The sequence below is a fragment of the Streptomyces sp. NPDC059255 genome, assembly GCF_042752355.1.
In the GTDB taxonomy this organism is placed as follows: Bacteria; Actinomycetota; Actinomycetes; order Streptomycetales; family Streptomycetaceae; genus Streptomyces.
The window spans coordinates 12948-38744 of record NZ_JBHYZP010000037.1 but is presented as its reverse complement, the minus strand read 5'-3'; the positions used below and the strand labels follow the sequence as shown (position 1 = coordinate 38744).

General features: G+C 70.4%; 26 protein-coding genes and 1 pseudogene. 5 read left to right on the top strand and 22 right to left on the bottom strand.

The annotated features are described in order from the left end of the window. Nucleotides 1-530 precede the first annotated feature (530 nt). Entirely contained in the window at nt 531-1400 is an 870-nt protein-coding gene (locus tag ACFXKG_RS32730; protein WP_384846742.1) for an LLM class F420-dependent oxidoreductase, read from the top strand. 424 nt (nt 1401-1824) lie between these two features. Here the strand turns inward: ACFXKG_RS32730 and ACFXKG_RS32725 are convergent, their stop codons facing one another. From ACFXKG_RS32725 to ACFXKG_RS32705, 5 genes are all read right to left on the bottom strand, one after another. Next, nucleotides 1825-2121, bottom strand: coding sequence for a hypothetical protein (locus ACFXKG_RS32725; protein WP_384846740.1), 297 nt, complete (start codon nt 2119-2121; stop codon nt 1825-1827). Between the two features lie 125 nt (nt 2122-2246). Continuing rightward, entirely contained in the window at nt 2247-3914 is a 1668-nt protein-coding gene (locus tag ACFXKG_RS32720; protein ID WP_384846738.1) for a hypothetical protein, read from the bottom strand. Then, nucleotides 3911-4546: a hypothetical protein gene (locus ACFXKG_RS32715; RefSeq protein WP_384846736.1), complete on the bottom strand. Its 636-nt coding sequence runs from the start codon at nt 4544-4546 to the stop codon at nt 3911-3913. Before ACFXKG_RS32715 ends, ACFXKG_RS32720 begins: the two co-directional genes overlap by 4 nt. Beyond that, nucleotides 4543-4896 (bottom strand): hypothetical protein, encoded by a 354-nt coding sequence (locus ACFXKG_RS32710; RefSeq protein WP_384846734.1) that lies wholly within the window; start codon nt 4894-4896, stop codon nt 4543-4545. Before ACFXKG_RS32710 ends, ACFXKG_RS32715 begins: the two co-directional genes overlap by 4 nt. Nucleotides 4897-4934: 38 nt before the next feature. Further along, entirely contained in the window at nt 4935-6275 is a 1341-nt protein-coding gene (locus ACFXKG_RS32705) for a CHAT domain-containing protein (protein ID WP_384846732.1), read from the bottom strand. Between the two features lie 213 nt (nt 6276-6488). Between ACFXKG_RS32705 and ACFXKG_RS32700 the strand changes: the two genes are divergently transcribed. After that, a complete protein-coding gene (locus ACFXKG_RS32700) occupies nt 6489-6998 on the top strand; it encodes a GNAT family N-acetyltransferase (RefSeq protein ID WP_384846730.1) in 510 nt (169 codons plus the stop codon). A 10-nt stretch (nt 6999-7008) separates the two neighbouring features. On the opposite strand, the gene ACFXKG_RS32695 is transcribed toward ACFXKG_RS32700, so the two are convergent. Next, complete coding sequence (locus tag ACFXKG_RS32695) at nt 7009-7434, bottom strand: hypothetical protein (RefSeq protein WP_384846728.1); 426 nt, start codon at nt 7432-7434, stop codon at nt 7009-7011. A gap of 187 nt (nt 7435-7621) precedes the next feature. On the opposite strand from ACFXKG_RS32695, the gene ACFXKG_RS32690 reads away from it, so the two are divergent. Next, nucleotides 7622-7834 (top strand): hypothetical protein, encoded by a 213-nt coding sequence (locus ACFXKG_RS32690; protein WP_384846726.1) that lies wholly within the window; start codon nt 7622-7624, stop codon nt 7832-7834. Nucleotides 7835-7882: 48 nt separating this feature from the next. Here ACFXKG_RS32690 and ACFXKG_RS32685 read toward each other — a convergent pair whose 3' ends face one another. Further along, complete coding sequence (locus ACFXKG_RS32685; protein WP_384846724.1) at nt 7883-9151, bottom strand: pyridoxal phosphate-dependent aminotransferase; 1269 nt, start codon at nt 9149-9151, stop codon at nt 7883-7885. 133 nt (nt 9152-9284) lie between these two features. On the opposite strand from ACFXKG_RS32685, the pseudogene ACFXKG_RS32680 reads away from it, so the two are divergent. Together ACFXKG_RS32680 and ACFXKG_RS32675 are read left to right on the top strand one after the other, a co-directional pair. Further along, a pseudogene (locus ACFXKG_RS32680) lies at nt 9285-10169 on the top strand (LysR family transcriptional regulator); the annotation flags it as partial. A 244-nt stretch (nt 10170-10413) separates the two neighbouring features. Then, on the top strand, nt 10414-12081 hold the full coding sequence (locus ACFXKG_RS32675; protein ID WP_384846722.1) for an AMP-binding protein: 1668 nt from the start codon (nt 10414-10416) through the stop codon (nt 12079-12081). 41 nt (nt 12082-12122) lie between these two features. On the opposite strand, the gene hemC is transcribed toward ACFXKG_RS32675, so the two are convergent. The 15 genes from hemC to ACFXKG_RS32600 all read right to left on the bottom strand — a co-directional run bounded on the left by hemC (nt 12123) and on the right by ACFXKG_RS32600 (nt 25778). After that, a complete protein-coding gene (gene hemC, locus ACFXKG_RS32670) occupies nt 12123-13058 on the bottom strand; it encodes a hydroxymethylbilane synthase (protein WP_384846720.1) in 936 nt (311 codons plus the stop codon). Next, nucleotides 13040-13459, bottom strand: a complete 420-nt coding sequence (locus ACFXKG_RS32665) for a DUF4158 domain-containing protein (RefSeq protein ID WP_384846838.1) — start codon at nt 13457-13459, stop codon at nt 13040-13042. Before ACFXKG_RS32665 ends, hemC begins: the two co-directional genes overlap by 19 nt. Before the next feature lie 33 nt (nt 13460-13492). Continuing rightward, nucleotides 13493-14104, bottom strand: coding sequence for a molybdenum cofactor guanylyltransferase (locus ACFXKG_RS32660; protein ID WP_384846718.1), 612 nt, complete (start codon nt 14102-14104; stop codon nt 13493-13495). An 851-nt stretch (nt 14105-14955) separates the two neighbouring features. Then, nucleotides 14956-15387 (bottom strand): RNA polymerase sigma factor, encoded by a 432-nt coding sequence (locus tag ACFXKG_RS32655; protein ID WP_384846716.1) that lies wholly within the window; start codon nt 15385-15387, stop codon nt 14956-14958. Next, nucleotides 15384-15542: a hypothetical protein gene (locus ACFXKG_RS32650; protein ID WP_384846848.1), complete on the bottom strand. Its 159-nt coding sequence runs from the start codon at nt 15540-15542 to the stop codon at nt 15384-15386. Before ACFXKG_RS32650 ends, ACFXKG_RS32655 begins: the two co-directional genes overlap by 4 nt. Nucleotides 15543-16140: 598 nt before the next feature. Beyond that, complete coding sequence (locus tag ACFXKG_RS32645; protein ID WP_384846714.1) at nt 16141-16635, bottom strand: hypothetical protein; 495 nt, start codon at nt 16633-16635, stop codon at nt 16141-16143. Between the two features lie 238 nt (nt 16636-16873). Beyond that, nucleotides 16874-17203 carry a hypothetical protein gene (locus tag ACFXKG_RS32640; RefSeq protein ID WP_384846712.1) on the bottom strand — a complete coding sequence of 110 codons (330 nt, stop codon included), beginning with the start codon at nt 17201-17203 and terminating at the stop codon, nt 16874-16876. A gap of 1 nt (nt 17204) precedes the next feature. Next, nucleotides 17205-17531: a hypothetical protein gene (locus ACFXKG_RS32635; protein WP_384846710.1), complete on the bottom strand. Its 327-nt coding sequence runs from the start codon at nt 17529-17531 to the stop codon at nt 17205-17207. Nucleotides 17532-17557: 26 nt separating this feature from the next. Next, a complete protein-coding gene (locus ACFXKG_RS32630) occupies nt 17558-18421 on the bottom strand; it encodes a DUF3592 domain-containing protein (RefSeq protein ID WP_384846708.1) in 864 nt (287 codons plus the stop codon). Between the two features lie 78 nt (nt 18422-18499). Next, nucleotides 18500-19585: a hypothetical protein gene (locus ACFXKG_RS32625; protein ID WP_384846706.1), complete on the bottom strand. Its 1086-nt coding sequence runs from the start codon at nt 19583-19585 to the stop codon at nt 18500-18502. 426 nt (nt 19586-20011) lie between these two features. Next, nucleotides 20012-20845, bottom strand: a complete 834-nt coding sequence (locus ACFXKG_RS32620) for a carbohydrate ABC transporter permease (protein WP_384846704.1) — start codon at nt 20843-20845, stop codon at nt 20012-20014. Then, entirely contained in the window at nt 20835-21839 is a 1005-nt protein-coding gene (locus tag ACFXKG_RS32615) for a carbohydrate ABC transporter permease (RefSeq protein ID WP_384846702.1), read from the bottom strand. Before ACFXKG_RS32615 ends, ACFXKG_RS32620 begins: the two co-directional genes overlap by 11 nt. Next, nucleotides 21836-23098 (bottom strand): extracellular solute-binding protein, encoded by a 1263-nt coding sequence (locus ACFXKG_RS32610; RefSeq protein ID WP_384846700.1) that lies wholly within the window; start codon nt 23096-23098, stop codon nt 21836-21838. The genes ACFXKG_RS32615 and ACFXKG_RS32610 overlap by 4 nt, the downstream gene beginning before the upstream one ends. A gap of 38 nt (nt 23099-23136) precedes the next feature. Further along, nucleotides 23137-24732, bottom strand: coding sequence for an FAD-dependent oxidoreductase (locus ACFXKG_RS32605; RefSeq protein ID WP_384846698.1), 1596 nt, complete (start codon nt 24730-24732; stop codon nt 23137-23139). Next, the gene (locus ACFXKG_RS32600; protein ID WP_384846696.1) at nt 24729-25778 is read right to left on the bottom strand and encodes a LacI family DNA-binding transcriptional regulator; all 1050 of its coding nucleotides are present in this window, start codon (nt 25776-25778) and stop codon (nt 24729-24731) included. The genes ACFXKG_RS32605 and ACFXKG_RS32600 overlap by 4 nt, the downstream gene beginning before the upstream one ends. Nucleotides 25779-25797 lie beyond the last annotated feature (19 nt).

Below are 25797 nucleotides of genomic sequence, written 5' to 3'. Positions count from 1 at the left end.
AGGCCCGGCGTAGCAGCCTGCAGATCACAATAATTTGCACCGGCCACTGCCACCCGAGCGTCCTGCACCACGCGCCGGTCAGTCACGATCGCCAACGCCCTCCACCCTCGGTTGTGCCAGGAGCCGGTTCGCTCGATCACCCACCGGTGCGCGAGATTGCCTGCTGGTCCGCTGCAGGAGGGGGCGCGGGCATGCGCCAGGCCACGACCGCACCGGTCACGAGCCCCATGACGGCCAGCAGGGTGGCGACCAGGAACGGATCGGAGGAGTGTACGGACGGGGCGAACCCGATCCCGACGCAGACTGCTACCCCGGCCGCACCGCCCAACTGGTCAGCCGCGCGCGCCCGGTACGGTGGCCGGGACCAGCCTGCGTCGGCCTTGAGGAAAGCCGGCATCGGCTCCAGAGGCGATCGCGGCGCGGCCCGTGGCGGGTGGTTTCGCTCGTCCGGACGGTATGCCCGCGCGCGGCGGGCCGCGTCTCCCGAGCCATCCGTGCTTCGCGCTTAAGGTGACGCTCGGAGGTAGAGGATGCGAGTGGGACTGCACGCGCTCGGTATCGGTGACGGTGCCCGCCCCGAGGTGATCCGTGCGGTGGCCACAGCCGCGGAGAGGCACGGCTTCGCGAGGCTGTGGTGCGGCGAGCACGTGGTGCTCGTGGACGCGCCCGCCTCTCGCTATCCCTACTCCGCGGACGGCCGGATCGCCGTGCCCGCGGACGCGGACTGGCTGGACCCGCTGCTTGCCCTGACCTTCGCGGCGGCGGTCACCAGCCGGATCGAACTCGCCACCGGCGTACTCCTGCTGCCCGAGCACAACCCGGTCCTGGTCGCCAAACAGGCCGCCACACTCGACATGCTCTCCGCCGGGCGTTTCACCCTCGGCGTCGGGATCGGCTGGTCGGCCGAGGAATGCGCAGCGCTCGGAGTCCCCTTCGCCGGGCGCGGGCGGCGCACCGACGATTACCTTGCCGCGATGCGCACCCTCTGGGCCGAGGACCCGGCCTCCTACACAGGGGAGTTCGCCCGCTTCGACGCGATCCGGGTCAACCCGAAACCGCTGCACGGCGGCCGTCTCCCGATCGTGGTCGGCGGCAACAGCGACGCGGCCTTGCACCGGGCGGTCACGCTCGCCGACGGCTGGTACGGCTTCGGCATCCCGGCGGCCGACCTTCCGGCGCGTATCGCCGTTCTCACCGACGAGTGCTCCCGCCGCGATCGCGCTTTCGACGAGCTCACGGTCGCCGTAGCACTGAGCGACGGCACCCCCGACCACCTTCCCGCGCTCGACGCGGCGGGCGTCACCGAACTCGTTGTCGTCGGCGCTCCCCCGCCCGCTCCCGACGCGGCGGCCACCTGGGTCGCGGAACTCGCCCGGACCTGGATTCGCCCGGAGGAATAGCCAGGACCGGCCGGGACACCACGCACGGGGTACTCCGTACTGTCCTGAGGTCGGCTGCAGACCGTCCTCCGGGGGAGGGACAACCCCGGTGAACAAGTAAAAGGGAAACGATCTTGATCTAGGCGGGAAGCCCCCCTCAGCAGAACTGCGCATAGCCGCAGGTCAGCAGAATGTCGGTTGGCCCTGTGCCAGGTCAACCGGGACACTCCGTCGGGCGAGCCGCTGCTGTCGACGGTGCTCGCTGTCGCGGATCCCAACGTCCTTCCGGCGTTCCGAAAAACGGCCTCCCCTCTCGGTCCCGATCTGCCGGATGACCCGGGCGACCTCCGCGATGTCCTCGAAGCCGATGTCCAGACACTGCATGACCTGTGGCGATCCCGGTAGCCCTCCCCCGCAGCAAGCTCGCCCGGCGGATCGGGTGCGGTCAGGCGTCTTCGCCGCTGCCCAGCTCGTCGTCGGCGAGGAGATACAGGCTGTCGTCGAACACGGTGAGGACCACCACGACCATCACGGCGTGGGCCACCACGTACTCGATCAGAACTCCCGGGGCGACCTGGGCTTTCCGGTTGTCCTCGTGGGTACCGATGGGCGCGGTGGCCTTGTGGTACGGGTCGCGGGCCAGGACGGCAAGGCCTCGGTCCAGAAGTATGCGCCGTTCAGGGGAGAGCTGCGCGACCGCTTCCGCGCACTCGACCGTGTAGGTGATCCGAAACCCATCCATGGCCACAGCCTAGCCAGCGGGCAGCCCAGCGGGGAGCCCGGCGGGTACCAACGCTGCATCCGCCGGCCATGTCCCCGCGCGCACCATCCTGCAGCGGGGCCTCACAGCGCGCCGGCGCATCGATCTCACAGCGGCAGGCGCAGGCCGGCGCGTCCGGTGCGCGCCGACGGGTCCCGCACCTCCTCCAGGAGTACGCGTACCCGGGTGAGACGCTCGGCCAGCTCGGGGGACGCTTCCTGCAGCCGTTTCAGGTCGGTGCGCACGTCCAGTTTCTGGGACCACAGCACTCCCCGTCCCAGTTCGAGCAGTTCCAGCGCGTGCTCCGGGTCGCCCAATGCCAGTTGGTCGGCGGCCGCGCAGGAGGCCAGGTCGAAGTCGGTCGACTGGAGTACCTTCTCCTGGCTGAGGCGGTCCAGGCCCCGCCAGGCGGCGAGCGGCAGCAACCGGACGGCCAGGGAGCTCGCCTCTGCGGCCTCCGGGGAACCTGGGCACCGGTCCGCTTCCTGCATCCGCCACCGGGAAGCCGCGTGGAGCCTGCGCCACGCGGGAGCCGTCTCCCGCAGGGCGGCAAGCCGCCAGGCGTCGGACGACCTGCGCCAGAGCGGGGCGGAATCCGGCTGCTGGTCCGCCGACACGTCGGGTTCCACGGGTTGGGTCTCGACGTGCACGGCCCATTGGCGGAGGGTCGCCGCGAGCCAGATCAGCGCCTCATGGGTGTCGGGACGGTCCTGCGGAGCGGCCGCCTCCAGGATCGCCACGGCCTCGGCGAGACCCTGCGCCGACCCTGTGATCCCGGCGCGTCCGGTCAGGATCTCGATCTGCGGACGCCACTCCGGTTGGTGCGGCGTGCGCCTGCGCAACACCGCTTCCGCCGTGGCGAAGTCTTCCGGGCTGCTCAGTGCCAGGCCCATGGTGGTGAGCGCGTGCACCCGGTGCCGGGCGAGCATGCGGCCGCCCCGGGCACGGCGCGGCATGAGCCGGTCGGCGTCCTTGAGCAGCCATACGGCCCGGACGATGTCCTGGGGGTCGCGGAGAAGCTGGTGGCGCTGGGCCAGGAGGGCGGCGAGCTGGGAGAGGATCGCTCCGCGTTCCTGACCGTAGTCGGTCCACCCCTTCGAAACGGCCCAGCGCATCGAACGGCTGAGGGCCTCCGCTTCCTCGCTCGCCACCACGGCCCGGCGGAGGTCGTCGAAGGTCCGCAGGAATTCGAAGCGCGTGTGGAGCACATCACCGAAGTGGAGGAGGACGGAGAAGCACGCAGCCCTGTCGAACGGCGGCCACGGCCGTCTGTGATCGAGGTCCCAGAGGTCTCGCCACCAGAGCCGCGACGACCGGCGCCAGGGAACCTTCGGCGCGGTCAGCAAGGTCCGGCACAGGTCCGCCGCCCGCCGCAGATGGATGATCGCCTGGTCCACGTCCGCCCGGTCGCCCCGGTCCTCGAACCGGCTGACGAGGCACTCCGCCAGCAGCGCCCGGTCCCAGGCCTCCGCCTCCGGCGAGGCAGGACGGCCGGTAAGCGCCTCCCGGCCCAGGGTGACCGCACGGTCCAGCAATCCGGGGTCGCGGAGAATCTCCGCAGAGGCCCTGAGGATCGGGAGCTCGCCCCTTCGTATCAGGTCGCGTACCCAGCGCGGATGGCCGTCCCGCGTCCGGACTTCATCGATCTGCCTGATCAGTTCCGGGAGCGGATCCGCGTCGTGGCGGTCGACCGCCCGGAAAGCGCGTGCCACCAGCGGCCGCCACTTCGCCAGGAACATCAGATCGAAGCGGAGGGTGCTGCGCAGGGTGGTCACGGGCAGTCATCCACCGTCCGCAGCTGGGTGAGGGCCGCCGTCGCCACGTCGACCGTCGTACCGCCGGTCTTCAGCAGGAGCTTCCCGTCGCGCATCCCGGCCACGGTGCCGCACAGCTTGCCCGTCGCCGGTGTGCTGAGTTCGACCGCCGGCGGTTTGGCGCTCGGCCCGTACCAGGTGCTCGCGACGGCGCCGACGAGGAACGCCGTGCACGCCAGGGTCATGCCGATGCCGCACCGCAGAGCCCGCAGGCCGTCGCCGACTTCGAGGTGTTCGGCCGCCGAACGCGTGGACCGCGCTCCCAGTGGGGGCGGCGCCAGGGAACCGTGGGCCGCCCGGTTGAGCAGGTACGCGCCCAAAGCCCCGCACACGAGGGCCAGGAGCAGGAGTGACCCCACGCCGGCGGCCCATGGTTCGGCCAGCTGGCCCACATCGGTACGGCCCTTGACCAGACCGAAGGCAACGAGCCCGGCCATGAGCGCGCCGGCCGCGTTGCGCCAGCCCAGCGCGGCCGCGCGCAGCCTGGGCAGGGCCTCCCCGGCCAGGCGGTTGCGTTCCTGCGAGGCCAGCAGGTCCGCCGCCGTGGCCGGAGGACCGGCGGTGATCCGCGGAGGGACCCGGGAAGTCGTCACGACAGTTCCACCGTCCAGTAGGCTCCGCAGCCGCTGCGTCCTTCGGGGCGGGCGTCATGGGTGCCCATGCAGTGACAGCTCATCGGCAGCAGGACATTCGCGGATGCCGCTGCCGCCGGCCGCGCACCGGCCGGGGCGTTCGCGGCCCGTGCGGCGCGGAAGCCCGGTTCGAAGAGCGGGTCCTCCTGTGCGGCCCCGCAGCGCGGGCAGGTGTAGACGATCACGTAGTCGTCCCCCTTCACATGTTGAAGGTCATGGTTCTGCGCCACCTCCTGCGCGTAGCGGGGCTCCGTCGTCGTCTCGTAGTCCAAGGGCAGGTGGTTCGGTGGTGTGCTCCGGGGTGTGGTCATGCCGCGTCTCCTTCTCCCTGCTGGCGTGGGCGGTCGGTTCAGGGGCCGATGTGGACGAAGGGGACCCAGGCGGTCAGCTGCGTACGGTCGCGCTCGCGCAGGGCGTGCACCGCGCGGTGCAGGTGGCGTGCCGCATCGGCGGAGTCGAAGTCCGCAGCGGCCGACGGCTCGCCCGCTGGGGTGGTGCGGTCCCCGTAGAAGTCCCGCGTGACGGCCGCGGCGGCGCGGTCCTGGACGGACCAGAGGGAGCCGATGACGTGCCGGAAACCTGCGATGTGCAGGGCGGCGGCCATGGTGATCGCCTCGTTGGCGAGGTCGATGCCGCCGACCGCCGTCTGGCAGGCCGACAGGAAGGCCAACTCCCCGCTGTAGTCGCCCTGCGCGAGGTCGTGCACAGTGAGGACGTCGTCCCTCAGGGCGATGGCGCCGAGCCCGGGATCGTCGAGGTCCTGCCCCGCGTGCGTGCTGAAGTGCACCCACGAATGGCTCCGCAGAGCTGCCAGGACCGCTTCAGAAGTGGCGGCCGGACCCTCCAGGCGGGTCAACCGTTCACCGAAGCACCCGGCCAGCGCTTCACGGTCCTCGGCGAGCGCCGGCAGTGTCGGCAGGCCGACCGGTTCTGGCGCGACGAACAGCATCCGCCCGGGCCCGGTGGCGGCAGGCCGGGAACGGGCCGCCAGCAGAGCGCGGACGGTCGGCGTGTACGAGGACACCACCCGGTCCAGGACCGTCCGCGGCCGGTCACCGCAGGGCTCGTGATGATGTCCGGCGGCATGCAGAGGCAGCAGGTTGAGCAGGCCCGTGGGGCACCACCAGACCCGCGGCGGCGGAGTACCTGCGCCCGGGGCCCGCGTGTGGCCCAGCGCGTCGAGGACGGGGCCGCAGATCTCGTCCCAGAGCCAGCCGGTGAGGGTGCCGAGCTGCTGTTCGGCCGCAGTCCGGGCGGAGGACAGGGCGGCTCGCGTGCCGGACACCCGGAAGAACACCTCCGGTGAGCGGTCGCCGCCGTCGAACAGGGCCTGGGCCACCTGGAGTTCCCAGGCCGCCTGCTCCAGCGTGCGCAGGGCGATCAGGTACGCGGCGGTCCGCTCCTCCACCTCGTCGGCGGTGGCACCGGGAAGCGGAAGACTCCGGACGCCTGCGTCAGTGATCAGCAGGGCGTCACAGCGCAGGCGGCTGATGTTGACGGCCGCGACGGCGCCGTCACGGCCGGAAGCCGCCAGTGAGTCGGCCCGCAGGGGCCGCAGGAAGTCGGCCAGTTCGGGGATCCCGCGCGCGCTGCCCAGATCGCGGACCGCGGTGACGAGCCCGTCCCACTCCCGGGACAACTCGATGCGCCGGTCCTCCTCGTACGCGGCCTGCTGGTCGTCATCCCCCACACACTCCTCCGCCCATCCGACAGCGAGACTAGACAATCCATGGCCCCTGTGTCCGGATTTCGGCCGGAAACAGGGCCCACAGGGGGCGCGAACCGCTGTGCCCGGGCCCGGACGTACCGCACCGCGCTCACGCGCACCCTGCTGCGCGCTCCCGAGCTTGGCCTCGCTAGTGTCCCGGGGCTATGGGAACCGATCTTGAATGTGGGTGGCGCTGTGGTTGAGCTGCGCACGTTCACCCTCGCGGATGCTGGTGTGATCGTGTCGTGGATTTCGGGGCCGGCCGAGCTGCTGACGTGGGCTGGTCCCGGGTTCACCTGGCCGTTGGATGATCGGCAACTCGCCGCCTACGCGGTGGAGCCGGGACGCCGGACCTGGACGGGAGTCGGTCCGGCCGGACAGCTCGTGGGGCACGCGTCGCTGCGGTTGGACGCTGAGGGCGTGTCTGCCAGGCTCGGGCGGGTGCTCGTCGCCCCGGATGCCCGAGGTCAGGGGTACGGGGCCGCGTTGCTGACTCAAGTGCTGACGTTCGCGTTCGCTCAACTGGGCCTGGAGCGAGTGGAGCTCGGGGTCTTCGCCCACAACGGCAACGCGGTGCGGCTCTACGAACGCCTCGGCTTCCGCGCGGACCAGGTACTTCCCGACGTAGAACAAGTGGACGGGCAATCCTGGTCCGCGCTGCAGATGAGCCTGGCGAAGGCCGACTGGTCCGCGGGCATGGGGTAGAAGAGGCGCGCTACCGGGACATGCCACTCGTACCGGCGGCGTTCTCCCCGCCGGGCCGCGCTCCGGTCCCAGGGCACGGGCTCCTCCTGCCGTAGGCGAGCTCGGGCGCGGCCACCGCAAGGACGGCTTCGAACTGGGCGAGGACGCTGCCGCCGGCGACCATGCCGCGCTCATCCGCCTGATCGCGGCGCCGAGTCCGAGCGGCTCGCAGCCGTCCCGAGCGCCGGGCCTTCGCGAACGACCCGGAGCGCCCCCAGCTCATCGTGGTGTCCTCCTCGTCGAACCGGAGCAAGGGCGACCAGTCGCCGGACCAGTGGCGCCCGCCGGACCGCACCTGCTGGTGCAGGTGCGCCCGGGCCCGGACCGACGTCAAGCACACCTGCCGGCTGACCGTCACCGAGCCGGAGGTCCACCTGCTCCGTACGATGCTCGACACCTGCCCCCGGTGAACACCAGCCCCACCAGGCGGTGATCACCGGCCAGGTCACCGCCGACCCCGGCGGCGCCATGATCGACGAGGTCGGCGGGCGCAGGACGACGCCTTCGCGGAACTGGACCGTACGCCCCGCACGCATGTGGTCCCGAGGCCGGTGACGGTGGTGGTGCACGGGGAGCGGTGCGTCGTGCCGCTCACGGTCAAGGACGTACGGGCCGCGCTGCCGGACGAAGTGCGCCCCGTGTTCGACAGTGAGATCGACACGGCGCCGCCGCACATGGCCGGCGGGCTCATCCGCACGTGGGCGCTGGAGGTCATCCCGGGCGACGCCCTTGACCGTGTCGACGTCCTGCTGCGTGCCGAGCAGCAGGCGTACGGTCTCGGGACGGACGCCGCGTGAGCTACCGCGTCGCGTTCGCCCCGTCGCCGAAGAAGCCCTCGGCAATGATCACCTGTGATGGTGGCGGTGTCGGCCGGCGGTGAGTTCGTTCAGTGCGGCACTGAGGCGTGTCAGGGCGGGGGCGATCCAGGGCAGGCTCTGTGGTTCTTGCGCGGTCAGCGCCGTGTGGCGTTGCTGCGGGGTGGTGCCGTACAGGAGGCTGGTGGCGAGCCGGAGGGTCAGGGCGGTGTCGGGTTCGCCGAAGGTGCTGCCGGGCAGGGTGGCGATGCCGTGCCGGTCGAGCAGGGCGGTGGCCAGGTCGGTGCCGGTGGTGATCCCCTGGGCGCGCAGGACCTCACGTGCGGGGGCGAGGTCGGGGTAGAGGTAGAAGCCGGCCTGGGGAGGGCGGCAGTGTGCTCCTGCCGTGAGCAGTCGGGTGTGCACCTCGGTGGCGATGCGGGCGTGCAGGCGGCGGGCGGCGGCGATGTGCGCGGTGACCTCCGGCGGGTCGCTCAGGGCGTGGGCGGCCACGGCTTGCATGGGTGCGGCCAGGCTGGACCAGATCTCGCTGGCGACCCCGGTCAGTTCCTGGTGCAGGTGCTGTCCCCAGCGGCCCGCCGGGGTGCGGGCGAAGCCGATCCGCCACCCACCCAGGGCCAGGGACTTGCTCAGCCCGGTGGTGACGACGGTGCGTTCGGCCAGGTGGTGCACCGCGCTGCGGGCGGTGCCGCGGTGGTTCAGTTCGGCGTAGATCTCGTCGCTGATGACCGCGAGGCCGTGCCGGTCGGCGATCGCGCAGACCGCCTCGACCTGCTCGGCGGGGGCGACGGTGCCGGTCGGGTTGTCCGGGATGGTGAGGACCAGTACGCCCGGCCGGGCCCCGTTCGCAGCGGCTTGCCGCAGGGCCTGTTCCAGCAGTTCGGGGTCGGGAATGCCGCCGGCCTCGGCCGGGATGGGTACGGAGATGACGCGACGGCCCAGCAGGGCGGCCTGGGCCGCGTAGGAGACCCACGAGGGGCAGGGCAGCACCACGTCACCGCCGATCGCGGCCAGCAGGGCGAAGAGCAGAGGCTTGCTGCCCGGGGCGAAGAGGATCTGGCCCGGTTCGGTGGACAGGCCGCGTCCGGTGAACCAGCCCGCAGCGGCGGCCCGGGCCTGTGGTGAGCCGGCAACCGGGCCGTACCCGTTGCGCAGGTGGGCGTCGGCGAGTACCTCGGCCAGGCCCGGGGCGACCGGCAACCCGGCCTCCCCGAATCCCAGATGGAGTACGTCGTGCCCGGCTTCACGGCGGGCGTGAACGGCCTCGTCGATGGCGAGCGTGGCGGAGTGGGTCGTCATGAGGAACCGTCCTGTTCGGTACCGGGCTGCGGTGTCGTGGTGCCGCGGCGCCCTGCCGGGCACACGCCCAGCGTGCCCGAGGCATAGCATCGCCAACAGCGCGAAAACGTGTGGGAGGCTTTAAGGAGAGCTGATGCTGGACCTGCGGCGGCTGGAAATCCTGCACCGCTTCGCTGCCCGGGGCACCATCACTGCCACCGCCGCCGACCTGGGGTATTCGCCGTCGGCGATCTCCCAGCAACTGGCCGCTCTGGAACGGGAGGCCGGTGTCGCGCTGATCGAGCGCACCGCCCGGCGTGCGAGTCTGACCGACGCGGGACGCGAACTGGCCGAGCACGCCGCACGCATCCTCGCCGCCGCGGAAACCGCTCACAGCCGCATGCGCGCCCGCGTCGGCACCGTCAGCGGCCGGGTGACCGTCAGCTGTATCCACGCTGTGGCCCCCGCTCTCGCTCCCCACCTGGCCGCGCTGCAACGCGCGCACCCCGAGTTGAACGTCGTCGCTCACGAGACCGGCTCGACCACCGCCGCCGCAGCCGTCCTGGACCGCCGCTACGACCTCGCCGTCATCGACGACTGGTCCGCGCACCCACCGGTCGAGGGCACCGGTCTGTCCGTCCACCGTCTGCGCCGGGAGGACATCGTCCTGGCGATCCCCGCGGACCACCCACTCGCCGAGCAGCCCGGCCCGGCCACCGCCGCACGGCTGCGGCAGATCGTCCACCACCAGACCTGGCTGTGCGCCCCCGTCGGGCAACTCTCCCGAGCCGCGGGCGACCGGTATCTGGCCGGCATCAACGCCACACCCCCACGACGCTGGGAATTCGAAGGACTCCACATCCTGGCCGCACTCGTCGCCACCGGTGCCGGCGTGGCCCTCCTGCCCGCCGGCCTCGCCCAGGAACAAGCAGGCATCGCCGGACTGCGGCTGGCTCCCCGCATGCAGCGCACCATCCTGGCGCTCACCCGTACCACCAACCAGGAAGACCCCGCTATCACCGCCTGCCTCCACGCCGCCCAACAGGCCCTCAGCAGCCAACACCGAGCAGGAACCAACTCGCGCGGCGCAGTGTGGGGGCCTGGACACCGCACGCGCCCGCAGCACCGCCGCCCGGCAGCAGTCCCTCGAACGAGGCCACGGTTCCGCTCCCCGGATGAAGACGCCGCGGGTGATCGTGCCGCGCATACGAGTGCCTCGCGCATGCGTTACGGTTCGCCCCGGCGTCCGCAGTTGCGGGCGGTTGATGGCATACGGTCCCCCTGTGAGAGTTGCCTTGGATGCCGTCGGGCCGGCACCGGAGACCGCCCGTCGCTACCGCGAACAGGGCTGGTGGCGCGGTACGACTTTCTCCGACAGCCTGCGTGTCGCCGCCTTGCAGGATCCCGAGGGCACTGCCCTGTTCACGTGGCGCCGGTGCGAGAACCGGCTGATCCGTCTGTCCTTCGGCGAGTTCGACGTACGGGCCGACGCGGTCGCCGAGGCGCTGCGCGGGCTCGGGGTGCGGCGCGGGGAGGTGGTGGCTTGTCGGCTTCCGTCCTGGTGGGAGACGGCGGTGCTGATGGTCGCCTGTCTGCGGGCGGGTGCGGTCGTGGCCCCGCTGCCGCTGCTGTTCGGTCCGTACGAGACGGAGCGCGTTCTCGGCGCGATCGGTGCGGTGGCCTGTGCCGTGCCCGATGAGTGGGGTGGTGTCGCCCACGCTCGTGTGCTCGCCGAACAGGCGGGGCGGCTGCCGCGGCTGCGGCACCGTATCGTCGTCGGCGACGCGGCCGGCACCGGTGCGGTGAGCCTGGAGGCGGGATTCAACGGTGAGGGGACGGCGGCCGGTCCCGGCGTGCTGCTGGGGCCCGACGACGTGTGCGCGCTGTTGTTCAGCTCGGGAACCACCGGCCGGAGCCACGTGGTGGCGCACAGCTCGAACACGCTCCTGGCAGGTCTGGACGACCGGGGGCGGACCCTCGGCGCCGACCGTCCCGTATGCGCGTCGACCGGAGGATTGAACTACTCCAGCGGATTCCGCCAGCTCATGCGCACCCTCGATCTGCGGGTACCCGCCCTCTACAGCGACTGCCGGGATCCGGGCCGGTGGCTCGACCTCATCGCGGAGACCGGTGTCACCGACGTACGGACCTCGCCCAGGAAGCTGCGCACCCTCACCGAAGAACAGCGCCGCCGCCCGCGCGATCTGTCCCGGCTGCGTGTCGTCCACAGTCTGGCCGGCCCGTTGCCACCGGCACTGCTCGCTGCGGCGCAGGAAACCCTGTGCCCGGTGGTGCTCAACACCTGGGGGATGACGGAGACCAGCAGCCTCATCTCCACCGGCCCGTACGATCCCCGGCACTGGGCGGGCCGCAGCATGGGTGTGCCTCACGCGTCGGCGGAGATCCGGCTGCGCCCTGACGACGGGGCCGGCGCCGGGGCGGCGGTCGAAGGGGTGGGGAAGGTCTTCCGGCTGGAGGTGCGCGGGCCGCAGGTGTGTCTGGCCACCCTCGATCGCGAGACCCGCCGGGTGCTCTGGTCACCGGCGCGGGACGACGGCTGGCTGGACACCGGTGACCTGGTGAGCCACGGCGGCGGGGGCGGGCTGCGCTTCGTGGGGCGGGTGGCCGAGCGCATCGGCGACCGGTGGTTGATCCCGGTGGCCGACGTGGAGCACGCCCTCCTGACGTATCCGGGGATCCGGGACGCGGTGCTGGTGCCTTGGACGGACGCCGACGGTCACGAGGTTCCGTGCGCCGTCGTCCTGGCTCCCGTCCTCCCTGATCTGGACGCCCTGCGCGACCACCTGACCACCCGTTACGGATTCCACGAGTCGTACCTGCCCGCCAGGGTCGAAAGGGTCGCGGCTTTCCCCCTGACCGAACTGGGCAAAGTACGCCGCAGGCTCCTGGCGGACCGGCTGACGACGGCACAGGCGCACGCCGCCCGGTGATCCTGGCGGCGTGCGCCTGTGTGCGGCGACCGGGGGTGGGTTCAGTGGTCGATGCTGTCGATCAGTTCCCGTGCGCCCTGGCGCAGCAGCGCGACGGCAACGGATGCGCCGAGGGCGGCCGGGTCGAGCCGGCCGGCCCATTCGTGGGCGTTGAGGACGGTCTTGCCGTCCGGGGTGAAGACGCTGGCGCGCAGAGAGAGGTCTCCGTTGCGGTGGGTGGTGGCGTAGCCGGCGACGGGGCTGTTGCAGTGCCCTTGGAGGAGGTGGAGGAGCGTGCGCTCCGCTGTGGTCTCGCGGTAGGTGCCGGGGTCGTTCAGGGCGCCGACGGCCGTGAGGGTGGCGGTGTCGTCCTCGCGGCACTGCAGGGCCAGGACGCCCGCGCCGATGGGAGGACACATCGTCTCGGGGGACAGGATCTCGGTGATCAGGTCCGTACGGTTGATGCGTTGCAGGCCGCAGACGGACAGCAGCAGCGCGTCGGTCTCGCCTGCCGCGAGCTTGTCCAGGCGGCGGTTGGCGTTGCCGCGCAGCGGTACGCACTGCAGGTGCGGGTGGGAGGCAGCGAGCTGGGCGATGCGGCGGACCGAGGAGGTCCCGATCGTGGTGCCCGGGAGGAGTTCGTCCAGGGTGCGGCCGCCGGGGTGGACGAGGGCGTCGCGCATATCGTCGCGCTTGAGGAACCCGGCGAGGACCGTGCCTTCGGGCAGCGGCCGGTCGGCGGGGATGTCCTTGGCGCAGTGCACCGCCAGGTCGGCCGCCCCGGCCAGCACGGCCGCGTCGACTTCCTTGGTGAACGCGCCCTTGCCCTCGACCTCGGAGAGGTTTCCGGTCCAGGTGTCGCCGGTCGTGGTGACCGGGACGAGTTCGGTCGTGAGACGGGGAGTCAGGGCGGCCAGTTCGGTACGCACGCGTTCTGCCTGGGCCAGGGCCATCGGCGAGTCACGGGTGGCGATACGGATCAGTTCGGGGGTTGACATGGCGCCCACCATAAGGATTCACATCCACATATAAGCACCATATCTGACGGCCATTCGGGTGGTCCTCGGGCACTCTCACCAAAGGCTGTTCCAGCACGGTCACCCCCGGGCAGCACCACCGTCCGGTCGGCCGGCCGTTTCGTCGCCAGGTCGAACCGCAGGGTCGGACGCCCGGAGCCGATCGATACCCGCTGGTACAGCCGGCGTGCCGGCGCGAACCACTGGTCGAAGCCAGACTTCGTGTATCCGTACATGCCCCGGATCTGCTCCTGCTGGGCCCAGCGGTGCTCCATCGCCCCGTACCCGGTGAACTCGGCCGGCTCCAGGCCGAGCTGTTCGGCGACGTAGTCGACCACGACGGCGGGGACGTTCTCCGGCGTGTGTGGGGAGGGGGGATGAATTCACGCTCGGAGTATTCGCGCTCGGAGTAGTGGTCAACCGGCGTTTGTCGTCAGAATGGCCCGAGCGAGAGCTACCACCTCCCACGTGTCGCAGTCGATAGACACTCCGCCGACATCAGGCACGTACCGCAGGGCAAGAGAATGGGTCAGTACACGGATCGGCAGGCCCGTCAACATTCCGTGCCGAGCGAGGGCCAGCGCAAGGCCTCGTCGCACAGCTGCGGTCCGATATGCGGCGAACAGCGGATTGTCGCGGCCCTGCGTCTCCAGCATGACCGCGCCCTCGGTCCCGGAACCGGCCGCCTGACGCAGCAACTCCGTGACCGTCTCCTGCCGCACGAAGGGAAGATCCGCAGCCAGAACCACCACGAACGGTGCGCGCACCCAACTCACTCCCGCAGCCAGCGCCGCGAGCGGCCCGCCGTGCACCGGACTCTCCCGCACATGATGTACGGGGCGGACGGTGGCCCGGCGCGGGCCCACCACAATCGTACTCCCCGCCCCGCCACATGCCTGAAGTGCCCGATCGAGCAACGACATGCCACCCATGGACAGCATCGGCTTGTCCGCTCCGCCCAAACGCCGGGCTCGCCCTCCCGCCAGCACCACCGCGTCGTAGCACTCACCCGCGTCGTCCGCGGACACCTCCTCTCTGCCGTCGAGAAGAGAACTCCTTGCTGCCTTGTCGTCACAATGCACACCAGCCCCATTCCGCCTTGCCTGGATACGCGAAGGCGTCATTGTCGTTTGGAGACTCGAAGGCTCTAAAGCTCGAAGGCTCGACTCAAGGAAGGATCGGGCCTGTGAGGTGGAGATTCCACCTGTTCCCGGCCAATCTCGGCAGCACCGGCGCCCGGGTGCACACAGTGCTACTGAACTATTCACTGCGTTCAACAGGAGCAGGGCTTTTGAGGGTTCATCACGGGCCCGGATTTTCGCACCATGCAAATCTCAGAAAGATTCCCGTACAGCTTTCGAGTGAGAACGAGTTCGAGAGCCGATCGAAGGTCCACAGCGACCGGGCGTCCCATTGTCGGTCTCGCTCCGGCAAAGGACCATCCGTGAGAGTTCTGCGACAGCCCTCGGAACGATCAATTCTCTGCAGGTCGCCACCCGCAAAAGTCCCCCAGTGGCAGCGCCTGCCACGCCCGGGGCGGGAGGACCGCCGCGAAGTACCACACCACACCACACACTTCGTCCTCGTCCCCGCGCTCCGCGCTCCGCGCTCCGCGCTCCGCGAGGAACTGGAGATCCTCGTCCCCGCCGGCCGGGCTCCCCGGCCCCGCGCTCGCGATCGTGCCCGCGCCCCGCACCGAGCGGCCATCAGCCATACATGGAACGGCATCAGCAGCGGCCTGCTGACCCTCACGCCTGACCCCACCATCTACCACGACTGACCAGAGCCTGTGGCGGACAGTCACAAACAAAGAGCCCTATCCCGTGCACAGAACAATAAGTCGCGTACTGCCCTGCTTGACGCCCCGTCTCAGACAGGGTCATCGACCGCAAGTCAATTGTCTGCAAGCCCAACCGCCAGCGGGGATACCCCTGCTCTGCCTCCGGGCAGGGTGGAGCCGAGGTCCAGGACGGGCAGGAGCCTGGCGCAGGGCCGCGACGTCGAAGGCGGCCTCGTCGATCAGCTCGGGCCGGCGGTCACGGGCCCGTGCGTGGTCGACGACCTTGTTGCGGAGTATCGCCCAGGCGTAGGCCTGGGGGTTCTCGCTGGCCATGATGCTGTCCCACTTGGTCCAGATCTGCTCGAAGGTGTCGTCGGTGACCTCCTCCGCGTCGGCGCGGTTGTGCAGGAAGGTCTCGGCGTAGTTGATGTAGCGGGCGCGGTGCAGCGTGTGGAACGCGGAGATTTCCAGGGGCATGCGGCGGGTCATCGGTGTGATGCCGGGTGTGTGGTGCGTACGGTCCGAGGTCACCGGCCGTCCTTTCCATTGGTCCGGCGGTTCATCTCCGATATCCCGGCGCGGACTCCCGCAGCGGCCCCCCAGCGCAGCAGCATGACGGCGTCCTTGCCGAACACCCTGACTGCGACGGCCAGCATGGTCATGTCCCTGGCGATTTCCATGGTCACAAGCGGGCGTACTCCTCCGAACGGCGGGAGCGGGCTTGCCCCGTCAAACCCGGGAGGCGCTTTTTGCTCCTCCATTGGATACGACGACGCCCGGCTGGAATGTGTGCAGGGGCAACCTCGGGTAAATAACGGAGCGCAAGGCTCTGGTTACACGCGCATGTTCGCGAATGCTCACCCAGTCGAAATGATCAACTTGATGTCAGGCGTTGACCTGCGATCGAAGTCGATGGCGTGCGCGTCTGCCCGTTGATGAGCAAATGAAGCAAACATCATGACGGGCGCTATGTGGTGCGCATCACAATGCTGTTCACGTGGGCACGCTGCCCGGACTCACTCTCGGATGTCACCCCCAACGTGCGCCGACGCAGTGCCTCGGTCTTCCTCGTCCCCCGCGCACGCGCACGCGCACGCGGCAGCAGCCTGCACAGGGCCATCGGCTACACGAACCTGCTGAATCGTCGCCTTCGCGCAGACGCCTGGCCATCAGCGCCCTGGCCACTGACGAGGGTTGACCACGACCGTGCACATGCTGCGCCCCGACCTTGCTGACCGCGACGGTGTCAGGACGTGCTGGACGTGAGGGGGCGGGTGTGCTGATTCAGTGGCCGCCGCGGTGTTCGTAGACGGTGAGGGACAGTGCCTTCATCGCGGCGTGGGCCCGGTCGGCGTCGCGGCCCTGGTCGACGGCCTCCAGGGCTTCGGCCGCCGAAACCCGTACGGCCAGAGGCAGGCCGTCGTACGCGGCAGCCCGGTAGGCAACGGCTCGGCGGGCGTCCCGCTCCTCCTCGCTCACCCCGTCATGGGTGAGCGGGAAGACCGCGGCCTGGTACGTCGCGATGCTCACGAGTACGGCGTCGGCGATCCCATCCGCGTATCCGTCGGACTGGGGGGTCTCGGGCTGGAAGAGGCCAAGGACCTGGCGGCGGGCGAGGAACGAGCCGATCCCCGCGCCGAGGCCGGCTGCGCCCGCGGTGGCCAAGGCCGCGGCCCGGCCGCCGAAGAGGAGACCGACGCAGGCTCCGCCGACCGCCGCGCATGTCACCAGAACGAAAGTGATCAAGAGGTGTATGCGGGCGGCGAGCGGGGACGTCATGCCCAGCAGTATGCACAGCCGTCCTCTTCGCCCTCACGGCACCCGGACACGGGCGCTTCGAGCAGCGGGACGTGGGAAATCATGATGAGACCCTGTTCCTGCCACGCGATCAACTCCCGGCTGAACCGTCGTGTACCCCGTGCCACCGGACGTCGTTCCTTTGCGGGCCGGGACGAGGGAGCCGGTGCTCGGGGCAGCCGGAGTCGGGGCCATGGCCGTCGCCTGCCCGGCCTCGGCCCTACGAGGCGATCGGGCGGTCGGCCAGGTGGGCGAGTTCGGTGAAGAAGGCGCGGTAGAGGGGCTCGTCGGCGGTCGTGATCTCGTGCCTGAAGAACACGGGTCCGGAGCCCGGCACGCTCCCGTAGACCGGTTCGCCCAGGTCCTCGGCGATGCCGAAGTACAGCCGGGTCCGGCCGCCTCGGCATGCTTCGGCACGCACCGTCACCCAGGCCGGCGGGTACCGGTACGGCCCGATGACGTTACTGCGCCGGAAGACTTCAAGGATCCCCCGGTCGGCCTGGATGTACACACGCTCGTGCTGGAAGACCTTCGGCTCCACCGGTTCCACGTCAGACCACCCTCCGGTCGGCGAGCGCGGCCACCTCGGTGAAGTACGCGCGGAACAACGGCTCGTCACTGGGCGGCACCCGGAACGCGGGTGAGGTGGTGTACCGGAAGGCGGCCGGATCGGTGCCGTAGAGCGCGGCGTTCGGATCGCGTACGACACCGAGGAACAACTTGCCGGGCCGGTCGGGCTTCTTGTAGTGCACCAGCGCCCCGAGCCACCGCAGCGGCACCCGGACGGTGTCCGTGGGACTGCCCAGGCCGAACAGTTCGAACACCCCCCGGTCCACGCGTAGATGCAGGTCCTCGTAGTCGAACGTGAGCGGATCCATGGCGGCAAGATAGCCCGGCTCCCCTGTCACAGCGCGACCACCCCCACCACCGCGGCCGCCGCCACGACCAGAAGACCCACGACGTTGACGACCATGTCCCGCTTCCAGGAACGGCGTTCGGCCTCGACGTCCAGGGTGAGGACGGCCGGGTCGTCGGGGGCGTAGTGGATCGTGACGTCCCGGCCCTGCGATCCGGCGGGGTCCCGCAGTCCTGACTCGCAGTAGGCCGTGACGGCCGTACCGTCGAGGGTGGTGAAGGTGACGACCGGCACCACGCGGGTGGAGGTGTGTCCGTCATCGGCGTCGACGGTGACGCTCTTGAGCACGGCGACGACACGGCCGGGTACGGCGGCCATGGCGGCCAGTGCGTCGAGACGGCGGTTCCTGTCGCGTACGTTGCCGGGCAGGTGGTACCCGCCCGAGAGGGCCCACGGCCCGCAGAAGCCGAGCAGGGCCCACGGCCAGCCCCGGTCGATCGCGGCGACGACGACCAGGCCGGCGTAGACGAGGAAGAGCGCGAAGGTCGGCCGGCCGAGTCCGCGCCCGCCTTCGGAGAGGTCGCTGGTGAACCGGAAGGCGTGAGGTCTTCCGCGCGGGTAGTGGACGCCGATCTCCCTTCCCGCCCAGGCCACGCTGATCCTCTCGCCCCGCTCACCGTCGTTGGTGACGGTGAACTCCTGCCCGCTCGCGGGGTCTTGGAAGGAGACGACCACGGCTATCCCGTCGCTCGGGGAGCTTCCGTGCCGGGGCTCCCCCACCCGCTCGATCCGCCCCTTCGCCCGGACCGTCCGCTGCGCCCGGGTCATCCCGGCCAGCGACCTCCCGTACCCGACCAGCGCGACCGCGCCGAACACACCACACCACAGCACCAGATATTCGTGCCGGCCCATCCGTCTTTCCTCCTGTCATCTCGGGGACGGCCACCGAGCACACCCATGCCGTCCGGAACAGTGCCGTCCCAGGGCGCCTCACCGTGCGGGCGCGCGCCGCACCACCTTGCCCTGTCCGTTCGCCTCCAGTGACGCCGTGTCCTCGGGCCCGGTCACGACGACCCTGATGACGAGGGCGCCGGTGAGACGGTCGACGGTGATCTGCCAGGTCCGTGGGGAGTGGACGCCGAGAGTGGTCGTGGCCTCCTCGACCAGGGCGGGGAAACGGTCGTAGGGCAGCGTACGGGGGTCGAGCCCCGGTGTCTGTGTGCCGGTCGGCGAGAACACGACCGACAGCAGGCGCTCCTGCACGACGACAGTGAGCGCCTGGCGTGTGTCCCCACCCCTGGTGAGCGAGGCGAGGGCCCGGTCCAGCTCGCCCTCTTCGAGCATCGATCGGCCAGGACCGAGAGTGACCGTGCCTGTCGCCGACGTCACGGTGGTCGTGGACGACGAGGAGGAGACGGACGGCTTGGGGGCGCCGCTGTCATCCTCGTGGGAGTCGAACAGGTCGGCACGGAACAGCAGGAGCACGGCGGCCACGCCGAGCAGCAGCCCGAGGAGAACGAGGAGCCCGCTGAAACAGCCCCCAGGGGTCTCGCTCTTCATGGCCGCACCGGGCACCGAGTCCACCTGGGCCGCTGCCGCCCGCTCCTCCCACTGTGGCGTCGGCCGCTTCACGATCCGCGTCTTCCACGGCCGGTCCGGCGGATACTCCACCACCACGACCCCGCGCGGCCGGTAGTCGGGCAGCTCGACGAGGTTGACGTCCTGCCGTATCTCGACACGGAACGCGGGTGCGTCGTCCGGCGCGACGGACAGCTCGAACCGCACCGGCACATCGCTGGTCTCGCCCGCGACGGCCTCCAGACTCTCGATCACCGCGAGCGCCGTGCGCGGCACGACGGCCGCCTCCCGGGCACGGCGTGGCAGTGTGGCGAGGAAGAAAAGAAGCCCGTAGACCGCGGGCAGGACCAGCCCCGTGACGGCCAGTGGCGCCCTGTCGACGACACAGCCGCCGATGAAGGCGGTCAGCGACGCCCCGATCACGGCGCCCGTCAGGAATCCCAGAGCGAGGTCGGCGGGTGTGTTGTGGGTGGGTGGCGCGCCGGCGGTGATCGTCATATGGCGACTGTGCACCTCATAGGTAGGCAGGCGTTGGATGAGCAGGAGGGGGATCAGCCGCCGTCCATGGTTGCCGGACGGCCCGCCGCGCTCTCGAAGGAGCGCGGCACCGTGAACGATCGGACAGGACGGCGGCCTCCTCTACCTCGGCTGTCGTCGGCGGGGCCCGTACCGCGGCGGTGTCCGTACCGTCCGTCGTCTCGTCCGTCGTCTCGTCCGCCGGCCCGTTCCCGGCGGCGGTGCCGTCAGGTGCGGTGTGGACCGTGTCCGGCCGGCGCAGCGCGGGTGTCCGGCCGTTCGCCCGCAGGGCTGTATCCGGTGCGGACACCTCGGCCGTCCGGAACACGTCGCGGTGCGGCACGGGGCGGGCACCCGACGTGCCGAGGGTGCGGAGTTCCCGGCACGAGGCGGTCGGCGGAGTGGCGTTCATTTGAGGCCGGAGTGGGACAGGCCTTCGATGAAGTGGCGCTGGGCCAGGACGAAGACGACCAGCATCGGCAGGACGGTCAGGGTGGCGGCGGCGAGTTGGGTGTTCCACATCGGGCCGCCGTAGGCGTCGGTGAAGCGGGTCAGGGCCTGCGGCAGGGTGAAGAGGTCTGGTGAGGTGAGGTACACGGTGGGTTCCAGGTAGAGGTTCCAGGAGGCGAGGAACGTCAGGATCGCCACCGCCGACAGGGCGGGTCTGGCCAGCGGCAGGCAGATCCGCCACCAGATCGCCGGGCGGCCGAGGCCGTCGAGGCGGCCGGCCTCCTCCAGTTCGACGGGGAGGGCGATGAAGAACTGCCGCATGATGAACGTGGCCAGCACACACGGTCCGGCCAGTGCGGTCACCAGGATCAGCGGCCAGTGCGTGTTGATCAGGCCGGCTGATTTGAACAGCTGGAACAGCGGCACGATCGTCACTTCGCTCGGTACCAGCATCCCCGTCAGCACCACCAGGAACAGCGCGTTCGCGCCGGGAAAGCGGATCCGGGCGAAGGCGTACCCGGCCAGAGCGGACACCAGCAGGGTGATCAGTGTGACCAGTACGGCGATGTAGACACTGTTGAAATACTGCCGGGCAAAGGGCTGGAAGCTGAATGCCTCGTGGTACGCGGACAGTGTCGGTGAGTCGGTCCACAGCGACGGCGGGGCCTTGAAGATCTCCGCCAGCGGTTTGACCGACGCGGCGACCATCCACACCGTCGGCACCACGAACGGGATCGCCAGCACGCTCAGAGCGACCACCAGCAGTACCGAACGGACTCTGTCAGTCCTCATAGAACACCCACTTACGGCGCAGCTGCCATTGCAGCAGGGTGAGCAGCATGACGAAGGACAGCAGCATCAGGGCCAGCGTCGATCCGTAGCCGATGTCGTTGAACTCGAAGGCCTGCTGGAACACGTAGTACACGAGGACGGTGGTGGACAGCCCCGGCCCGCCACCGGTCAGGACGGCGATCTGGGCGAAGGACTGCAACGCCCCGGCCACCGTGACGATGACGGTCAGCAGCACCGTCGGTGAGATCATCGGCAAGGTGATCCGGGCGAAGACCGTGCGGCTGTTCGCACCGTCGATGCGGGCGGCCTCGTACAGCTCCCGCGGCACGCCCTGCAAGGCTGCCAGGAACAGCACCATGTTGACCCCGACGCTGCGCACCACCTGGCTGAGGATCACCGACACCATCGCGGTGTCGCCCTCCTGCAGCCAGTTCGGCCCGTCGATCCCGAGGGTGCCCAGGAGGCCGTTGATGCCGCCGTTGTCCTGGAGGAGGAAGCCCCAGACCAGGGTCCAGGCGACCACGGAGACCACCACCGGGGAGAAGAACAGCGTGCGGAACACCGTGACACCGCGGAACTTCCGGTTGAGCAGGACGGCGATCAGCAGCCCGAGCGTGATGTTGACGACCACCACCCCGCCGGAGAAGAGCGCTGTTGCCAGCAGCACCTTGGGCAGTTGCGGGTCGTGGGCCAGGGCGGCGTAGTTGTCGCCGCCGGCGAAGGTCTGCTTGCCGGTGAAGACGTTCCGCTTGTTCAGGCTGTACCAGATCGCCATGCCGACCGGCAGCAGGACGAACACCGCCACCCCGACGAGCTGCGGCAGGATGAACAGGTAGCCGGTCAGTACGTCCCGTCGGCGGGTCGTCCAGAAGCCTGGCCCGGACGCGCGTGCGGTCCTGGCGGCGGCCCGCGCGGCAACCTGCCCGGTGGACTGCCCGGTGGCCTGGGTGGTGGCCTCCGTAGTGGCCCGCTCGGCGGCCCATGTCCTGGTCATTTGGCCAGAATCGGATTGATCGCGGTGCAGACCGAGCGCAGGACGGCCGGGATGTCGGCATCAGGGCGCCACATCGCGTCGAGCGCCGTCTTGCCCTTCTGGGCGATCTCCGCCGGGCTGGTGTGGTTGGGCAGCGTGACGGCGTCCGGCAGCTGGTCGACCACCGCGTCCTGGAGCTGGGACGGCCCCAGGACCTTGTTGTTCGCGGCGAGCTTGGCCCCGGTCAGCAGCGACTTCCGGGGCGGCGGGAAGTACTGGGCCAGTTTGGCGGCGTTGACCGGATTGGTCAGGTACGCGAGGAAGTCCTCCGCCTGCTCCGGGTGCTTGCTGGAGGAGAGCACGCCCATCCCGGCCTGACCGAGGACGGAGTACGTGCCCTTGGGGCCCGCGGGCAGCGGGTGGAGCCCGAAGTCGAACGTGCCGGTCAGCAGCGAGGCGCGGGAGACCTGCGCGACGGTGAAGGCGGAGTCGCCGGCGAAGAAGTCGGCGGTGGTGCCCGGGCCGGGCATCGCCCGGGTCTTGAACACCGCGTCGTGCAGGAAGGTGAACGCCTGCTGCATCTCGGGGCTGTCGAAGGTGCAGGTCTTGCCGTCCGCGCTCCACGCCGACGCGCCCCAGCCGGTCCACACGGTGGCCAGCGTGTTCCACGCCGTGTAGTCGAAGTCGCGAACGACGAAGCCGGCCTTGCCGGTCCTGGCATGGACGGCCGCTCCGGCGGCCGCGACCTGGTCCCAGGTCAGTGTGGCCGGATCGATCTTCTGTCCGGCTTCGGCCAGCAGGTCGGTGTTCACGTAGAGGGCGTAGGGCGAGTTGGAGAACGGGTAGGCGTACAGCGTGCCGTCGTGGCTGTACTCCGCTGTCGCGCTGTCGAGCAGGTCGTCGTACTTCCAGCCGGGAGTGGACTTGAACGTGTCGGTCAGCCCGACGAGCGCGTCGGAGGCGATGAGGTCCCGCGACAGGTCGCCCATCCAGGCGAGATCCGGGGCGTTGCCGCCGGCGATCTGTGTGGTGAGCGTCGTGTTGTAATCGGCGAACGGGAGGCTCTCGAAGGTGATCTTCGCGACATCGGGATGGTCGGCCCGATAGGCGTCGGCGATGCTGTCGAACAGCCCCAGTTGGGCTTTGTCCGAGGTCCAGACCGTCATCCGCAGTTCGACTGCCTTGTCCGAGGTGTCGGCAGCCGGCCCGGCGCAGGCGGCGCCGAGTGCGAGGACCGTCGTCAGGGCGACGGTGCCGAGCACCTTTCTGGTTCTGATCATGGGTGGTTCCCTTCGACGTGCGGGGTGGCCGGTCCGGCTCAGTAGCCGACGACCTCGGGCCAGTGAAGTTCGACGCCGGCCTCGACCAGGCGGCGTTGGAGCTGATCGACGAGTACGGGATCGGCGGCGACCTGCCGCGGGCTCAGTCCGCGGTCGAGGCAGAACGCGGTGAGTTCGCCCGCGGACTCGCCGATGTTCCATTCGACCGGGTGGAGCCGGTAGGCGCCGTTGGTGATGTGGGTGGTGCCTATGTTCTTGGCGGCGGGGATCAGGTTCTGGGTCCGGACCGGGACCAGGGCGCCCAGCGGGATCTCGAACGGCGCCGACTCGACGTCGATGTAGTTGTCGCCGCCGGTCGAGGGGTGCAGGTCGATCCGGTACATCCCCACCCCGACGGACGCGTCGAACCTGGCCGGTCCGCCGGACCCGCGGGATGTGATCGAGATGTCCTGCTCGCGCACGGTGGTCAGCGCCCTGATCCGGCGGGACTCCCGGATGTACGGAGCCTGCGCGAAGCCGTCGGTGGTTCCCACCACATCCCCGCGCAGCCGCAGTCCCGGCCACCCGCGACCGCCGTCGGGCCGGGGCGCCTCGGTCTGCAGCCAGTGGACGTAGGCCCGGGACTGCGCCTTCGCCGCGGCCAGATGCCGCGGTCGTTCGTCGGTGTCGATGATCGAGCCGCCGACGTAGTCCAGCTGCGGCCAGTTGGCCAGCACGATGTCGCTGTCGTACAGGCCGTCGGTGAAGGTCCCCCTGGCGGCGATCCGCCGGAACTGCCACAGGTCCTGGTCCCCGGCGTCGAACCGCGGATCGCCGGAGACGTCCTGCTCCGGATTGACGATCATGGTGCGCTGTTCCGGGACCAGGGTGCGCGGATTGGGCGCGGTGAACGACAGCATCGGCGCGCCCCAGTAGGGCAGTTCGAGCGAGCGCCAGTCGTCGTAGTCGTCGGGCCGGGCGATGGTGTGGTCCCCGGCGGCGTGGTCGAAGACGAAGCACCATGCGATCGACTGCACGTTGGCCGGGTCGGCGACGTCGGGAGCGCTCGGCTCGCCGGTGTCGGACCGCGCCTCGGCGCCGACGACGTACTCGGTGCCGGTCAGCGGCAGCAGGTCACCGGTCTCGGTGCCGTCCAGCACGAACTCCGCCGTGATCACGCTCTGCGCCCCGGTCCGCGGATCCACGACCGTGACCGTGCGGACCACTCCGTCCACGGTCTCGGCCGCGACCGGGACCGCGGGCTGCAGGACGGTCAGCCGGCCGCTCGACCGGTACGGTGCGAGGAGGGCGTCGATCACCGCGAGCGCCACCCGCGGCTCGTGGCACAGCCGGCTCACCCGGCCGCGCCCCGGGTTGAGTTCACGGTCCGCGCGGGCCGCCGCCGACAGCGGGTAGTGGTCCCGGTAGTAGCGGCGGATGTTCTCCCGCAGTGTCCGGTAGCGGGCGGTCACGCCGAACTGCTCCACCCAGATGTGCTCGTCCGGCGGCACCGCCTGGGACGTCAGCTGGCCGCCCAGCCACGGGTACTCCTCGGTCATCACCACCCGGTGACCGCGCTGCAGCAGCGCGAGCGCGGCCGCCACCGATCCCAGACCGCCACCTATGATCGCCACCTCTGTGGCGACGGTGTTCACGCGAGCCCCGCCGACCGGGAAACGATGGTGTCGCCTGCTTCGACCTCGGCCACCAGGAGCCGCTGGGTGTCCAGACCGGCCCACTCCCGCGGGTCGGTGTTGATCAGCTGCCGCAGCAGCTGAAGTGCTTCGGCGGCGACCTGTTTGCGCGGTACGCGGAAGCCCGTCAGCGCCCGTCCGTCGGTGCGATGGCCGCGGACCTCGCCGAGCGCGGCGACCGAGATCTCGCCCGGCACGTCCACCCCGGCGCCGGCGAGCGCGAGGACGACATCCTCGGTGAGGAAGGCGTCCTCGGCGATGATCAGCGTGGCCTCCGTGGCCCGGGCCAGCCGGGGCAGCTCGGCGACGCGCTCCTCACCGACCAGAATGAACGCCATGCGGCCCGCCGCGGAGGCGGCCTCGACCGCGCCGCGCCGGTCCCGGGCGGTGGCGGTGTCGCGGCCGCGGTGCACGTACAGGGCCTGGCGGTGTCCGCTGTCCGCGGCCAGGTCGATCACGGCGTCCGCCGGGGTGACGTAGTCGACGCCGACATACGGCACGGCCGCGGCCGTCTCGTCCCTGCGGCCGACCGCGACGAACGGGAACTGCTCGGCGACCAGCCGTTCCAGCTCGGAGCCGGCCATCTGCTGGCCGAGCAGGACGCAGCCGTCGGTGAGCCGCAGCCGGGTCTTGCGGTGGAACAGGCTGCGGGTGCCGTTCTCGACCGGCGAGGACGTGAAGAACAGCAGGTCCCAGCCGATTGCCTCGGCCGCACGTTCGATCCCGTTCAGCAGCGGGCCGTAGAAGTCGAGGCTCTCCGGGGACAGGGCTTCCTCGTAGGTGAAGACGCCGATGATCTGGTTGTCCAGGCCGGCCAGTCGGCGGGCCGCCGGGTCGGCGACGTAGGTCGCCTGTTCAAGCGCCCGCTTGACCCGCGCCCGGGTCTCTTCCGGGATGCGCACGTTCGTGCCGTCACGGTCGTTCAGCACCACCGAGACGGTGGTCTGACTGACCCCCGCGATCTCGGCGATCTCGCGCTGGGTGACCCGGCGCGGCTTCGTTGGCATCGATCCTCCGTTGTTGATA

What these genes read in the sequence shown, in the direction of transcription:
- ACFXKG_RS32730 (WP_384846742.1), top strand. Translation starts at nt 531, where the DNA reads ATGCGAGTGGGACTGCACGCGCTCGGTATCGGTGACGGTGCCCGCCCC.
- ACFXKG_RS32725 (WP_384846740.1), bottom strand. Translation starts at nt 2,121, where the DNA reads ATGGATGGGTTTCGGATCACCTACACGGTCGAGTGCGCGGAAGCGGTC.
- ACFXKG_RS32710 (WP_384846734.1), bottom strand. Translation starts at nt 4,896, where the DNA reads ATGACCACACCCCGGAGCACACCACCGAACCACCTGCCCTTGGACTAC.
- ACFXKG_RS32685 (WP_384846724.1), bottom strand. Translation starts at nt 9,151, where the DNA reads ATGACGACCCACTCCGCCACGCTCGCCATCGACGAGGCCGTTCACGCC.
- hemC (WP_384846720.1), bottom strand. Translation starts at nt 13,058, where the DNA reads ATGTCAACCCCCGAACTGATCCGTATCGCCACCCGTGACTCGCCGATG.
- ACFXKG_RS32645 (WP_384846714.1), bottom strand. Translation starts at nt 16,635, where the DNA reads ATGACGTCCCCGCTCGCCGCCCGCATACACCTCTTGATCACTTTCGTT.
- ACFXKG_RS32635 (WP_384846710.1), bottom strand. Translation starts at nt 17,531, where the DNA reads ATGGATCCGCTCACGTTCGACTACGAGGACCTGCATCTACGCGTGGAC.
- ACFXKG_RS32630 (WP_384846708.1), bottom strand. Translation starts at nt 18,421, where the DNA reads ATGGGCCGGCACGAATATCTGGTGCTGTGGTGTGGTGTGTTCGGCGCG.
- ACFXKG_RS32625 (WP_384846706.1), bottom strand. Translation starts at nt 19,585, where the DNA reads ATGACGATCACCGCCGGCGCGCCACCCACCCACAACACACCCGCCGAC.
- ACFXKG_RS32620 (WP_384846704.1), bottom strand. Translation starts at nt 20,845, where the DNA reads ATGAGGACTGACAGAGTCCGTTCGGTACTGCTGGTGGTCGCTCTGAGC.
- ACFXKG_RS32615 (WP_384846702.1), bottom strand. Translation starts at nt 21,839, where the DNA reads ATGACCAGGACATGGGCCGCCGAGCGGGCCACTACGGAGGCCACCACC.
- ACFXKG_RS32610 (WP_384846700.1), bottom strand. Translation starts at nt 23,098, where the DNA reads ATGATCAGAACCAGAAAGGTGCTCGGCACCGTCGCCCTGACGACGGTC.
- ACFXKG_RS32600 (WP_384846696.1), bottom strand. Translation starts at nt 25,778, where the DNA reads ATGCCAACGAAGCCGCGCCGGGTCACCCAGCGCGAGATCGCCGAGATC.